11 protein-coding genes are annotated in these 13114 nt (G+C 71.6%); 3 read left to right on the top strand and 8 right to left on the bottom strand.

Features of this window, described 5'->3' with window-relative positions; translation table 11 throughout:
• The first annotated feature begins 16 nt into the window (after positions 1–16).
• Positions 17–346: an Rv1322 family protein gene (locus IE198_RS17630; protein WP_189887538.1), complete on the top strand. Its 330-nt coding sequence runs from the start codon at positions 17–19 to the stop codon at positions 344–346.
• A 10-nt stretch (positions 347–356) separates the two neighbouring features.
• On the opposite strand, the gene IE198_RS17625 is transcribed toward IE198_RS17630, so the two are convergent.
• The 7 genes from IE198_RS17625 to mce form a co-directional block, all read right to left on the bottom strand.
• Complete coding sequence (locus IE198_RS17625) at positions 357–1184, bottom strand: ABC transporter permease (protein WP_189887536.1); 828 nt, start codon at positions 1182–1184, stop codon at positions 357–359.
• Positions 1181–2362, bottom strand: a complete 1182-nt coding sequence (locus IE198_RS17620; protein ID WP_189887534.1) for an ABC transporter ATP-binding protein — start codon at positions 2360–2362, stop codon at positions 1181–1183. Before IE198_RS17620 ends, IE198_RS17625 begins: the two co-directional genes overlap by 4 nt.
• A 146-nt stretch (positions 2363–2508) precedes the next feature.
• Positions 2509–3288, bottom strand: a complete 780-nt coding sequence (locus IE198_RS17615) for an ABC transporter permease (RefSeq protein WP_189887532.1) — start codon at positions 3286–3288, stop codon at positions 2509–2511.
• 3 nt (positions 3289–3291) lie between these two features.
• Complete coding sequence (locus tag IE198_RS17610) at positions 3292–4281, bottom strand: ABC transporter ATP-binding protein (RefSeq protein ID WP_189887530.1); 990 nt, start codon at positions 4279–4281, stop codon at positions 3292–3294.
• A 143-nt stretch (positions 4282–4424) separates the two neighbouring features.
• Positions 4425–5363: a coiled-coil domain-containing protein gene (locus IE198_RS17605; protein WP_189887528.1), complete on the bottom strand. Its 939-nt coding sequence runs from the start codon at positions 5361–5363 to the stop codon at positions 4425–4427.
• A gap of 114 nt (positions 5364–5477) precedes the next feature.
• Complete coding sequence (gene scy, locus IE198_RS17600) at positions 5478–9548, bottom strand: polarized growth protein Scy (RefSeq protein WP_189887526.1); 4071 nt, start codon at positions 9546–9548, stop codon at positions 5478–5480.
• Between the two features lie 166 nt (positions 9549–9714).
• The gene (mce, locus tag IE198_RS17595) at positions 9715–10143 is read right to left on the bottom strand and encodes a methylmalonyl-CoA epimerase (RefSeq protein WP_100109188.1); all 429 of its coding nucleotides are present in this window, start codon (positions 10141–10143) and stop codon (positions 9715–9717) included.
• Between the two features lie 144 nt (positions 10144–10287).
• On the opposite strand from mce, the gene IE198_RS17590 reads away from it, so the two are divergent.
• Together IE198_RS17590 and meaB are read left to right on the top strand one after the other, a co-directional pair.
• On the top strand, positions 10288–11490 hold the full coding sequence (locus tag IE198_RS17590; protein WP_189887524.1) for an acetyl-CoA C-acetyltransferase: 1203 nt from the start codon (positions 10288–10290) through the stop codon (positions 11488–11490).
• Between the two features lie 26 nt (positions 11491–11516).
• Positions 11517–12473 carry a methylmalonyl Co-A mutase-associated GTPase MeaB gene (gene meaB / locus IE198_RS17585; protein WP_189887522.1) on the top strand — a complete coding sequence of 319 codons (957 nt, stop codon included), beginning with the start codon at positions 11517–11519 and terminating at the stop codon, positions 12471–12473.
• A 302-nt stretch (positions 12474–12775) separates the two neighbouring features.
• Here meaB and IE198_RS17580 read toward each other — a convergent pair whose 3' ends face one another.
• Positions 12776–13114, bottom strand: a complete 339-nt coding sequence (locus IE198_RS17580) for a hypothetical protein (protein WP_189887520.1) — start codon at positions 13112–13114, stop codon at positions 12776–12778.

Here is a 13114-nt window from a genome sequence, read left to right as displayed (position 1 = left end):
CCCCGTGAGGTGTCCCGTGTCCCCGCGCCGTAACCGCCCCCGAGGCGGCGAGAAGCCGACCCAGCGAGCCGGCGACGCCGCCGGCCGGTACGGCGGCTTCGGGCGTAGCGAGTCCTGGCAGGGCGAGGAGTGGTCGGTGCGTCATGTCGCGGGGGCAAGTGCCGCCGGCAAGACGTACCGCTGCCCGGGGTGCGACCAGGAGATCGCCTCCGGCATGCCGCACGTGGTGGCCTGGCCCGAGCACGGCGGCGTGGACGACCGCCGCCACTGGCACAAGGCGTGCTGGAACGCGAAGGACCGCCGCACCTCCAAGGTGCAGCGGTCCAGGAACGCGCCGCGGTATTAGCCGCGCGTCCTCACACGTCGCGGCTGCTCATCGTCGCGTACGCCCCGCCGAGGGCGACGAGCGAGAGGCCGAGCATGATCCCCACGGGCTCCCAGCCGATCGGACCGGAGCCCCCGCCGGCCGCCGCCTCGCCGTAGATGCCGATGAGCTGGCTCGGGATCGCCCACTCCAGCAGGAACTCCTGCACGTCCTGCAGCGACTCCGAGAACATGAACATCGCTGCGACCAGCGGCAGCAGCATCAGGCCGATCATGGTGGTGATCGCACCCGCCGAGTGCCGCAGCATGCCGCCCACGGCCAGTGAGAGCAGCCCCAGCGAGGCTACGTAGAGCCCCACACCGACGGTGGCGCGCAGCCATTCGTCACCGGTGGGCTCGCCGGCCTCCACCATCGCGTTCTGCATCACGGCCACGAGACCGGCCGTCACGGTCGTGATGGCGAAGACCAGCAGGAAGAACACGGCCGCCTTGGCGGTCAGCACCCGGCCGCGGCTCGGGCAGGCCGTCAGCGTCGTGCGGATCATTCCGGTGCCGTACTCGGAGGAGATGGTGAGCACGCCCAGGGTCATCACGCAGATGGAGCCGGGCAGGATGCCGAAGAAGCCCATGGCGAGCACGGACTCGTCGCCCAGTTCCGCCGATTCGCCGGCGGCGGAGACGAGTGCGGCGACCGCCAGGCCGATACCGAGGACGAGCACGATCATGACGCTCAGCGTCCAGATCGTGGAGCGCACGGAACGGATCTTCGTCCACTCGGAGGCGAGCGCGTCACCGAGGTGGGCCCCGCGCACCGGGATCGGGGAAGCGTACGAACCGGGCTGCTGGTAGGGGGTGCTCATCGTGCGTCCTCGGGCTTGGTCAGGTCGGCGGGGGCGGCGGCCGGGGGACCGGCGGGCGGAGCCGGAGCGGCAGGGGCGGCCGGCGCGGCAGGGGCGGCCGGCGCGGTGGGCCCGGCCGGCGGCACGGACGCCGCGTACGGGTTGTGGCCCGACTGGGGCGGCGGCGGGGCGTAGAACCCCTGCTGCGGCACCTCCGGGATGTGCGGCTGCGGCGGGACGTACCCCACCGGCGGCTGCTGCATCAGACCCGACTTCTCGTCCGCGGTGGAGCGGTAGTCCACCGCGCCCTGCGTCATCCGCATGTACGCCTCCTCGAGGGAGGCCTGGTGCGGCGACAGCTCCCACAGCCGTACGTCCGCCTCGTGCGCCACGTCGCTGATGCGCGGCAGCGGCAGGCCGGTGACCCGCAGCGCGCCGTCGGGCTCGGACAGCACCTGGCCGCCCGCCTCGGTCAGCGCGGCGAGGAGCTTCTCGCGCTGCTGCGGCTCCGTGTGGGGCGTGCGAACCCGGGCGAAGTCCGCCGAGTTGTGCGAGATGAAGTCCTTCACGCTCATGTCGGCCATGAGCTGGCCGCGCCCGATCACGATCAGATGGTCGGCGGTCAGTGCCATCTCGCTCATCAGGTGCGAGGAGACGAAGACCGTCCGGCCCTCTGCGGCCAGCTGCTTCATCAGGTTGCGCACCCACAGGATGCCCTCGGGGTCGAGCCCGTTGACCGGCTCGTCGAAGAGCAGCACCTGAGGGTCGCCGAGCAGCGCCGCGGCGATGCCGAGCCGCTGGCCCATGCCGAGCGAGAAGCCCTTGGACCGCTTCTTGGCGACGTCGTGCAGGCCCACGACACCGAGCACCTCGTCGACCCGGCGCGCGGGGATGCCGGAGAGCTGCGCCAGCGACAGCAGATGGTTGCGGGCGCTGCGGCCGCCGTGCACGGCCTTGGCGTCGAGCAGGGCGCCGACCTGCCGGGGCGCGTTCGGCAGCTGCCGGAAGGGGCGGCCGCCGATCGTGACCTGACCCGACGTCGGCCGGTCCAGGCCGAGGATCATGCGCATGGTGGTGGACTTACCGGCGCCGTTGGGGCCGAGGAAACCGGTCACGGCCCCTGGCCGCACCTGGAAGGAAAGGTTGTACACGGCCGTCTTGGCGCCGTAGCGCTTTGTCAGGCCGACTGCCTCGATCATTCTCCAGCCCCATCGACTTTCGGGTCGTCGGGGCACAGGCAATGCAGCCGTACGCCCCCGTAAGTGGTAGGAGGATAACCGGGGCACGGTGGTTCCGGCCAAGGCGTAACGATGCGGCGTCGCTCGGCCTGCGGGCTTCTTCGGCGCTACGCGTCCCGCTTCTTCAGTACGAGGAAGCCGCCCACCAGCGCCGCGACGACCCACAGGAGCATGATGCCGAGGCCCGTCCATGGACCGTACGGCGAGTCCCCGCTGTTCATGGCGTTCGGAACCACCTGCATGATCTTCGCGCCGGCCTGGTCGGGGAAGTAGCGCGCTACGTCCTTGGCGCCCGGGACCGCGGAGAGGATCTGCGAGACCAGGAAGAAGAACGGCATCAGGATGCCCAGCGACAGCATCGAGCTGCGCAGCATCGTGGCGACACCCATCGAGAAGATCGCCATCAGCCCCATGTAGAGGCCGCCGCCGACGACGGCCCGCAGCACGTTCTCCTCGCCGATCGTCGTACGGTGCTCGCCGAGCAGCGCCTGGCCGAGGAAGAAGGTCAGGAAGCTGGTCGCCATCCCGACCACGAGCGCCAGCAGCCCGGCCACCGTGATCTTGCTGAAGATGAAGGTCGCGCGTTGCGGTACGGCGGCCAGCGAGGTGCGGATCATGCCGGAGCTGTACTCGGTGCCGACGACGAGGACGCCGAAGACGACCATCGCCAGCTGCCCGAGCACCATCCCGGAGAAGCTGATGAGCGTCGGGTCGAACGTCAGCCGCTCGGTGGCGGGCAGATCGTCGAACGTCGCGTTCATCAGGGCGCACAGGGCCGCGCTCAGCGCGACCGTCACGGCAAGGGCGCTGATCAGCGTCCAGCGCGTCGACGAGACCGTACGGATCTTGGTCCATTCGGACTGCAGGACGGCGGGTGTCGAGGCCATGGGTCAGGCTCCCTTGTCGCGCGCGGCCCACTGGGGGGCGCCGTGGCCGGCGGGCGGGGCGGCGGCGTCCGGCGGCGGCGCGCCGGGGGCCAAGTGCGCGTGGTACTCCACGGCGCCTGCGGTCATCTGCATGAACGCCTCCTCGAGCGAGGCCCGCTGCGCGCTGAGTTCGTGCAGCACGATCCGGTGCTCGGCGGCGAGTTCGCCCAGTCGCTCCGTGCTCGCGCCGTCGACCTCCAGCGTGCCGCCCGCCGTTTCGACGGCCGTCATACCTGCCGCGTGAAGGACGTCGCGCAGCTGTTCCTGTTGGGGGGAACGCAGCCGTACATAGCTGCGGGAGTTCTTGTGAATGAAATCGGCCATGGACGTGTCGGCGAGCAACTTGCCCTGTCCGATCACGATCAAGTGATCGGCTGTCAGCGCCATTTCACTCATGAGGTGCGAGGAGACGAAGATCGTCCGGCCTTCCTGGGCGAGGGTTTTCATCAGATTGCGGATCCAGTGAATTCCCTCCGGGTCCAGACCGTTGACCGGTTCGTCGAACATCAGGATCTCCGGGTCGCCCAGCAGCGCGGATGCGATTCCCAGCCGCTGGCCCATACCCATCGAGAAGCTTTTGGACTTCTTCCGAGCCACCGGCGTCAGCCCGACCAGCTCGAGCACCTCGCCGACGCGGCGCTCCGCAATCCGGTTGGACTGGGCCAGGCAGAGCAGGTTGTTGTACGCGCTGCGGCCGCCGTGCATCGCCTTGGCGTCGAGCAGGGCGCCGATGTACTTCAGCGGCTCGTCGAGGTCCCGGTAGTGCCTGCCGTCGATCCGGACCGTCCCGCTGGTGGGGTTGTCGAGGTCGAGCATCATGCGCATCGTCGTGGACTTGCCCGCCCCGTTCGGGCCGAGGAAACCGGTCACCACGCCCGGGCGCACCGTGAAGGAGAGATGGTCGACGGCGACCTTCGTTCCGAAGCGTTTGGTGAGACCCTCGAGCTCGATCATGCGCTCACGCTACGGGCGCCGTCGAAGGCTCGCCACCTGTTCTCCCAACGCCGAAGGGGCCCTTCCTCATCCCGGGCGACGACGCACGGATGCCCGGTGCCACAAGGCACCGGGCATCGTGAGGAACGACCGACCCGGAGGCGTCAGCGGGACTGCTGCGCCGGGACCCCGCGGGAGATCGGCTCGTCGTCGGCGGGCGTGCCCGCCGCGGCCACCGCGGCACCCGTCAGCGTCGCCAGCATCTCGCGGACGTTGGTCAGCTGGGCGTTGATCGAGTCGCGGCGGTTGGTGAGCGCAGCCAGCTCGCGCTCCGATTCGCTGCGGATGCGGTCGGCCTTCGCGTTCGCGTCGGCGACGATGTCCTCGGCCTGGCGCTGCGCCGTCTCCACCGTCTGACGGGCCCGGCGCTCCGCGTCCGTGCGCAGCTTCTCGGCCTCCAGGCGCAGCTGCTCGGCGCGGTGCTCGATCTCCGCCAGCCGCTTCTCCGCCTTCGCCTGACGCGACGCCAGGTCCCGCTCGGACTGGTCGCGGCGCTTGGCGAGGTTGGTCTCGAAGTCCGCGGCTGCCTGGGCGGCCTTGGCGCGGGTCTCCTCGAAGAGCGCGTCCGCCTCCTCGCGCTTGGACTGTGCGTCCTTCTGTGCCTCGCTGCGCAGCGTCTGGGCCTCGCCCTTCGCCTTCTCGACGATACGGACGCCCTCGTCCTCCGCCTTGGCCTTGCGCTCGGCGGCGAACGACTCGGCGTCGTTGCGCACCTGCTGGGCGGCGGACTCGGCGAGCTCGCGGTGCTGCTCGGCGGCGCGACGGGCCTCCTCGCGCAGGTCCTTCGCCTCCTCCTCGGCGAGGCGGAGGATCTTCTCGACGCGCGCACCGAGACCGGCGTACGACGGCTCGGCGTCGTTGACCTGGGTCTGGGCGTTCTGCGTCTCGAGGTGGAGCTCCTCGATGCGCTTTTCCAGAGAGGTGATTCGGGCCAGAGCACTATCACGGTCGGCGACGAGTTTGGTAATGCGGTCGTCCACCTGACCGCGGTCGTAACCACGCCGCACGAGCTCGAAGCCGAAGGGGGAGGAAGTGTCGCTCATGGGGTTCCTGTCAATGAGACCGGCTGAGGTGTTAGAGGGAATCCTAGGGGCCGAAGCGGCGTGTCATCGAGCGGATGCCGGTTTGATCTGGAGAATGTGCAGTCTTTTGAGTGGCTAGCCGTCGGACGACTTGCCACTCGAACGTGTGCCCCCTGCCGACGCACCGGCCTTGACACCTCCGCCGGAGCCGCCTCCCGCCGTCTTGCCGCCCGACGGCGCCTCGAACGACTCCAACGCCTCGAGGACGTCCTGGACGCGGGAGATCTCCGCCTGGATGTCCTCGCGCCTGCGCACCAGTACGTCCAGCTCCCGCTTGCCCTCGTCCACGGTGCGTCCGGCCTCCCGGTCGGCCTCCGCCTTCGCGCGCTCCCCCTCGCGGATCAGCTCGGCCTTCTTCTGCTCCGCCTCCTTCAGGAGGCCCTCCGCCTTCCTCACGGCGGCGATCCTGACCTTGCTCGCCTCCGAATTGGCCTCGGACAGCAGTTCCTTGGCCTTGGCCTCGGCCTCTGCCCGCTGCTCCTCGGCCGCCTTGACCAGATTGTCGACGCGTTCGCCGGCCGTCTTCATCTGCTCCGCCGTCTCCCGGCGAGCACGCTCGTGCAGCTCCTCGATCTCGCTCTCCACCCGGGCCCGCAGCTCCTCGCCGCGCTCCCTTATGGCCGTCGCGTCGCGCCGTGCCCCCACGAGCAGCTCATCGGCGTCCGCACGCGCCTTCTCCACCAGCGAGTTGCCCTCCACGGTGGCCTCGGAGACCAGCCGCTCGGCCTCCTTACGGGCCGCGCCGACCATCGTGTCGGCCTGCTCCTCGGCCTGGGTGGCCGCGCGCAGCGCCTCCTCCTGGGCCTTGGCGATGAGCTGGTCGGCCTGCTGGGCGGCGTCCGCGCGGCGCTTGGCAGCCGCCTCGCGCGCCTCGTCGAGCAGCCGGTCGGCCTCCGCGCGGGCATCGGCGCGCAGTTGCTCCGCCGCCGCCTCCGTCTCTGCGCGGTACCGCTCGACCTCGGCCCGGATTCGTTCCGCCGCCTGCTGCGCGGAACCGACCGTCTCCGAGGCTTCCGCACGCAGCCGCTCCGCGTCGCTGTTCGCCTCGGCCCGCAGCCGCTCGGCGTCGCTCGTGGCGTCCGCCCGCAGCCGCTCGGTCTCCGCCGCGGTCTCCGTCGTGATCCGCTCGGCCTCGGCCCGTGCCTCGCCGATCAGCTGGTCGGCCTGCTCCGCCGCGTCGGCACGCCGCTTGTCCGCCGCCTGCCGTGCCTCGTCGAGCACCTGCTCGCGGTCGGCCCGCACGGCCGCCCGCATCTGCTCGATCTCGGCCTCGCCGTCCACCTTGATCTGCTCGGCCTCGGTGAGCAGCCGCGTCGCGTCCGCGTCGGCAGAGGCACGCAGCGCCGCCGCCTCGGTGCGCAGCCGCTCGCTCTCGCTCGTGGCCTCGCTGATCAGCAGGTCCGCCTGCTCGGCCGCCTCCGAACGGATCCGGTTGGCGTCCGCGCGGGCCTCCGCGCGGGTCCGTGCCGCGTCCTGCTCGGCGGACGCGAGGGCGTCCGCCGCATCCGTGCGCATCCGCTGGACGTACTCGGCGGTGTCCACCCGCAGCCGGTCCGCCTCGGTGATCGCCTCCGTGACGGTCCGCTCGGCGAGCGCTTGCGCGGCGTCCGTCTCCTCCTGGGCCCTGGCCCGGAGCCGGCCCGCGTCCTCCGCGGCCCGCTCCCGCTCCGCGTACGCGTCGGCGCGGACCCGGTCGGCCTCCTCCTGCGCCTCGGTCCTGGTGCGCTCGGCCGAGTGCTCGGCGGCGCTGCGCAGCCCGGCGATCTCCTGCTCGGCCTGCTCCTGCAGCCCGTTCACGGAGTCCCGTACCTGCTGCGCCGTCTGCTCGGCGGAGACCACCATCTCGGTGGCACGCCGGTCGGCCTCCTCGACCAGCCGTTGCGCCTCGGTCTGCGCCTCCTCGACCCGCTTGCGGGCGGACGCCAGCAACTCCTCGCTCTGCTCGCGGGCCCGCTCGCGCTCCTGACCGGCCTCCGCGCGCGCCGAGTCGAGGGTCTCCTCGGCCTCCCGGCGGCGGCGGACCGCTTCCTCCTGGGCGGCTGCCAGCGCCTCCGCGGCCTCCGTTCCCACCCGTTCTGCGGCGGCTGCCGCCTCCGCCCGTACCCGGTCGGCGGTCTCCTGGGCCTCGGTGCGCAGCCGCTCGGCCTCCGTGGCGGCGTCGCTGTGCAGCCGTACGGCGACGGCCTCGGCCTCCGCGCGGGCCGCGGACGCGTCCGCGGCGGCCTCGGTGCGCAGCCGCTGCGCCTCCTGCTCGGCCTGTTCCTGGAGCGCCCGCAGCCGCTCACCGGCCTCCGCCCGTAGCCGCTCGGTCTCCTCCGCCGCTTCGCGACGGATCTGCTCGCCCTCGGCGCGTGCCTCGGCCAGCCGCTCCTCCGCGGCGGTGAGCCGTGCCTGAGCCTCGGTGTGCAGCCGGGTCAGCTCCTCGGCCGCATCCGCCTGACGGGCCGCTATGCCACGCTCGGTGCCCTCGCGCAGTTCGGCCGCGGCCGCCTCCGCGGCCTGCCGTACTCCGTCGGCCTGCTCCTCCGCCTCCGCGCGCAGCCGTTCGGCCTCCGCGCGGGTGCGCTCCAGCGTCTCCTCGGCCTGCTTGCGCAGGGTCGTGGCGCGCTCGATCGCCTCCGTACGAACCTTCTCGCTGTCGCCGGTCGCCTTCGACCGCAGTTCGTCGGCGTCGGTGCGTGCCTTGTTCAGCAGCTCCTCAGCGGTGCTCGCCGCCTCCTCGATCTGCTGGACGGCCTCACGGCGGGCCTCGCCGCGGATCCGCTCGCCCTCGGCGACCGCCTCCGCGCGCAGCTGCTCGGCCTCCCCGCGCAGCCGACGGGCCTCCTCCTGGAGCTCGACCGTCTTGGCGCGGTACTCCTTGGTGTCGTCCTTGGCCGCGCCCTTGAGCTGGTCCGCCTGCTCCGCGGCCTCGCCGCGCAGCCGGTCCGCCTCGGCCTCGGCCTCGCGCTTGATCCGCTCGGCCTCCTCGCTCGCCGCGCGGGTGGTGGCCTTGGCGTCCTCCGACGCCTTGGTCAGTACTTCCTCCGCGGTGCGGGCGGCCTTCGCGAGTGCCGCGGCGGAGTCCTCGGCGACGGCGGCCCTGGCCTTCTCGGTCGCGGCGGCGACCAACTTCTCCGCCTCGGCGCGGGCGTCGGCGAGCGCCTGCTCCGCCTCCGCCTTGAGGGTCTCCGACTCCTTGGTCGCCTCTTCGACGAGCCGCGCGATCTGCGCCTTGGCCGTACGGGTGCGCTGCTCGTTGACGGACTCGGCCGACGAAAGCTGCTTGGCCGCCGACTCCTTGGCCTCCGAGAGGAGCTTCTCCGACTCGGCGCGCGCCTCGCGCAGCTTCTCCTCGGCCTCCTGCATCCGCTGCTCGGCCGCACGGCTGAGCTCCGCGGCCTGCTGGCGGGCCTGGCCGGACTCTGCGGTGGTGGAGGAACGCAGCTGCTCGGCGTGGGTGGCGGCCTCCTGCGCCTGGTTGGACGCGGCGTTCAGCAGCCGCTCGGCGTCCTTGCGGGCGCGCAGCAGGATCGCCTCGGCCTCCGCGCGGGCGGTCTCCGCCTCGCTGCCGAGCCGCCTGCGGGCCTCCTCGGCGATACGGGCGGCCTCGGCGCGCGCGGCCGCGAGCGCCTGCTCGGCCTCGGCGCGGGACTCCTCCAGCAGCCGGTGGGCCTGCGACTCGCTGCGGGCGCGCAACTGCTCGGCCCATGCGACGTTCTCGTTGACGTGCGACTCGACGGTCTGGCGGCGCTCGGCCAGCTCCTGGTCGAGACGCTGTCTGCGCTGCACGGCTTCCGCGTGCAGTTCGGCCTGGAGCCTCGCCTGATGCTCGGCGTGCTCCTGAAGGATGCGCTGGGTCTGAGCCCGCACCTCGCGCAGCTCGCGCTCCGCGTCCTGGCGGAGCTGGTCGGCCTGGATCTGCGCGTTCCGCAGCAACTGCTCGGCCTGGTAGCCGATGTCGGCGCTGTCGTAGGCCGGACGGGAGGCGAGACTCCGCCGTGCCTCGTGGAGCTTGGCACGCAATACCTCGACCTGGTAGCCGAGGTCCTCGGCATGCTGGACGGCCTTCTCCCGCTCGGTCTTCAGCCGGTCCATCTCGGCCTCGAACCGCGAGAGGTGGTCGTCGTCAGCTCGGTGGCTCTCCTGGCGTTCGTAGCCCCGCACTGCGCGGTCCCATCCGTCCCCTGGTCGCAACTGTCTCCAAACGAGCACCGTTCGCCGGCGAACGGCCCCCCGGGGAATGGTGACAGATCAACGACGGAGACGCGGCACGGCCCCGACCCGGCCCCGGCCCGGAACAGCCCACTCTACCGGGCCGGGAATCCTCAGGTCAGTGCTCCGTTGCAGACGTGACGAGTTCGGTGAGTACGCCGTGGCAGTCCTTGGGGTGGAGGAAGGTGATCCGCGAGCCCATGGAACCGATACGCGGTTCGTCGTACAGCACCCGTACGCCCTTGTCGCGGATGTCCTGCGCGTCCGCGTCCACGTCTGCGGTGCCGAAGGCGATGTGGTGGACGCCCTCCCCGTTCTTGGCCAGCCACTTCCCCACCGCGGAGTCCTCGCGGGTGGGTTCCAGGAGCTGGAGGTAGGAGGCGCCGCCGTCGGACGTCTCATTGATCTTGAGCATGGCTTCCCGTACGCCCTGCTCCTCGTTGACCTCGGAGTGGAACACCTCGAAGCCGTACGTGGCCCGGTAGAACTCGACAGTCTTGTCGAGGTCGAAGCAGGCGATCCCGATGTGGTCGATTCGCGTCAGCATTCGACCAGTGCAGCGCTACCAGGGGTGGTTACGCAACGTGCGCGCGATCACACCATTCGCCCGGTGACCCGGAGCAGTACCGCTCAGTACATTTGAGTAAACCCTCGTTCACTCCTCAGCCGCGGCTGAAAGGGGATCGTCCTCATGTCAGGAACGCCCGGTAACACCTCCGTGATCGTCGCGGGAGCCCGTACGCCCATGGGCCGCCTGCTCGGCTCGCTCAAGTCCTTCTCCGGCGCCGACCTCGGCGGCTTCGCCATCAAGGCCGCGCTCGACCGGGCCGGCATCGGCGGCGATCAGGTGCAGTACGTGATCATGGGCCAGGTGCTCCAGGCCGGCGCGGGGCAGATCCCGGCACGCCAGGCGGCCGTCAAGGCGGGCATTCCGATGAACGTCCCGGCGCTCACGATCAACAAGGTGTGTCTGTCCGGCCTGGACGCCATCGCCCTCGCCGACCAGCTGATCCGCGCCGGCGAATTCGACATCGTCGTCGCCGGCGGCCAGGAGTCCATGACCAACGCGCCGCACCTGCTGCCGAAGTCCCGCGAGGGCTACAAGTACGGTGCGATCGAGATGCTCGACGCGATGGCCCACGACGGCCTGACCGATTCCTTCGAGAACGTCGCGATGGGCGAGTCGACGGAGAAGCACAACACCCGGCTCGGCATCCCGCGCGACGTCCAGGACGAGATCGCCGCGCTCTCCCACCAGCGCGCTGCCGCCGCCCAGAAGAACGGCATCTTCGAGGCGGAGATCACGCCCGTCGAGATCCCGCAGCGCAAGGGCGACCCGATCCTGTTCTCCAAGGACGAGGGCATCCGCGCGGAGACGACCGCCGAGTCGCTCGGCAAGCTGCGCCCCGCGTTCGCCAAGGACGGCACCATCACCGCCGGCACGTCCTCGCAGATCTCCGACGGCGCCGCCGCGGTCGTCGTCATGAGCAAGGCCAAGGCCGAGGAGCTCGGCCTCCAGTGGATCGCCGAGATCGGCGCCCACGGCAATGTGGCCGGACCGGACAACTCGCTCCAGTCGCAGCCCTCCAACGCCATCCGGCACGCGCTGAAGAAGGAGGGTCTTGACGTCTCCGATCTGGACCTGATCGAGATCAACGAGGCGTTCGCGGCCGTCGCCCACCAGTCAATGAAGGACCTCGGCGTCACACCGGAAAAGGTGAACGTGAACGGTGGCGCGATCGCGCTCGGCCACCCCATCGGCATGTCGGGCGCGCGCGTGGTGCTCCACCTGGCGCTGGAGCTCAAGCGCCGCGGCGGCGGCGTCGGCGCGGCGGCGCTGTGCGGCGGCGGCGGTCAGGGCGACGCGTTGATCGTCCGCGTCCCGGGCAAGTAGTAGTCGACGAGGATCGGAGCAGCACGATGGTGGACGTCCCCGAGCTGGTCGCCCAGGCGAGGGAAGGCCGGCCGAGGGCCGTGGCCCGGCTGATCTCACTCGTGGAAGGGGCGTCGCCACAGCTCCGTGAGGTCATGGCGGCGCTCGCGCCGTTGACCGGCGGCGCGTACGTGGTGGGGCTGACGGGCTCGCCCGGCGTCGGCAAGTCCACGTCCACCTCCGCCCTTGTGACCGCCTACCGGAAGGCCGGCAAGCGGGTCGGCGTCCTCGCCGTCGACCCGTCCTCGCCGTTCTCCGGTGGGGCGCTGCTCGGTGACCGCGTCCGTATGTCGGAGCACGCCTCCGACCCGGGCGTCTACATCCGCTCCATGGCCACCCGCGGCCACCTGGGCGGTCTGGCGTGGTCGGCACCACAGGCCATCCGCGTTCTCGACGCGGCCGGCTGCGACGTGATCCTCGTCGAGACGGTGGGCGTCGGCCAGTCGGAGGTGGAGATCGCCTCCCAGGCCGACACCTCCGTGGTGCTGCTCGCGCCCGGCATGGGCGACGGCATCCAGGCCGCGAAGGCGGGGATCCTCGAGATCGGCGACGTGTACGTCGTGAACAAGGCCGACCGGGACGGCGCAGACGCCACGGCCCGCGAGCTCAACCACATGCTGGGCCTCGGCGAGGCCCGCGGGCCCGGCGACTGGCGCCCGCCGATCGTGAAGACGGTCGCCGCGCGGGGCGAGGGCATCGACGAGGTCGTCGAGGCACTGGAGAAGCACCGGGCCTGGATGGAGGAGCACGGCATCCTCGGGGAGCGCCGGGCCCGGCGGGCGGCCACGGAGGTCGAGACGATCGCGGTCACGGCGCTGCGTGAACGCATCGGCGACCTGCACGGTGACCGTCGCCTGGATGCGCTGGCGGAGCGCATCGTCGCGGGCGAACTGGACCCGTACCGGGCGGCGGACGAACTGGTCGCGGGCCTGACGCAGTCGTAGGCGGGGGTCTTTGTCCCTCCCCGCCCTCCGGAACCGGGGCTTCGCCCGGCCCCCGCTGCGCGCTTCGTGCGGTGGCCTCCGGCTTCCCCACGGTCTGACAGCCGTGGGAGGTACCGGGCGGCAGGAATGTTCACTTCGGAAAAACCGTCCCGCTCACGGGCGCACATTCCAGCCGCGTCGGCGTTGGAGGCGCGGCCGGGGGCAGCGCCCCCGGCTCGGGACGGGGCGGGGTGGGGAAAGCCCCGCATCAGTCTTTCGCGGGCTCGTCCGTCATGTCACCGCCGCCGTCGTCGCGTCGACCGTCACCTCTCGCGGTCGCCGTCACGGAACTCGACCTCCCAGTGAGCCGCGGTGGCATGGTCGTCGTCGAAGTCGACCGGCGTCACCCTCACGCCGGGGTGCGCCTTCAGCGCTGCCTCCGCCGCTTCGCGGGCGTCCACCGGCGCGGCGCGCAGTACGGCACGGCCGTCGTCGTTCCCGGTCGTCGTCCTGGCCGGGGCCGACGCTGCCGGATCCCGCGCAGCTGCTGACGAAGTGGTGGCCCGCCGGGGCGGTGACCGTCTGCTACCGGTCGAGGTGACAGCGGCCGAGGGGCGCCAGGTGGCCGGTTCGCGCAGCCGGCCGGCGCGTGTCGTCGGCAA

The organism is Streptomyces xantholiticus (assembly GCF_014651015.1).
Lineage (GTDB): Bacteria > Actinomycetota > Actinomycetes > Streptomycetales > Streptomycetaceae > Streptomyces > Streptomyces xantholiticus.
This window is presented reverse-complemented; position numbering and strand designations above follow the sequence as displayed.

Excerpts from the sequence above, each read along its gene's own strand:
- IE198_RS17625 (WP_189887536.1), bottom strand. The coding sequence starts at position 1,184 with ATGAGCACCCCCTACCAGCAGCCCGGTTCGTACGCTTCCCCGATCCCG.
- IE198_RS17620 (WP_189887534.1), bottom strand. The coding sequence starts at position 2,362 with ATGATCGAGGCAGTCGGCCTGACAAAGCGCTACGGCGCCAAGACGGCC.
- IE198_RS17615 (WP_189887532.1), bottom strand. The coding sequence starts at position 3,288 with ATGGCCTCGACACCCGCCGTCCTGCAGTCCGAATGGACCAAGATCCGT.
- IE198_RS17610 (WP_189887530.1), bottom strand. The coding sequence starts at position 4,281 with ATGATCGAGCTCGAGGGTCTCACCAAACGCTTCGGAACGAAGGTCGCC.
- IE198_RS17605 (WP_189887528.1), bottom strand. The coding sequence starts at position 5,363 with ATGAGCGACACTTCCTCCCCCTTCGGCTTCGAGCTCGTGCGGCGTGGT.
- mce (WP_100109188.1), bottom strand. The coding sequence starts at position 10,143 with ATGCTGACGCGAATCGACCACATCGGGATCGCCTGCTTCGACCTCGAC.
- IE198_RS17590 (WP_189887524.1), top strand. The coding sequence starts at position 10,288 with ATGTCAGGAACGCCCGGTAACACCTCCGTGATCGTCGCGGGAGCCCGT.
- meaB (WP_189887522.1), top strand. The coding sequence starts at position 11,517 with ATGGTGGACGTCCCCGAGCTGGTCGCCCAGGCGAGGGAAGGCCGGCCG.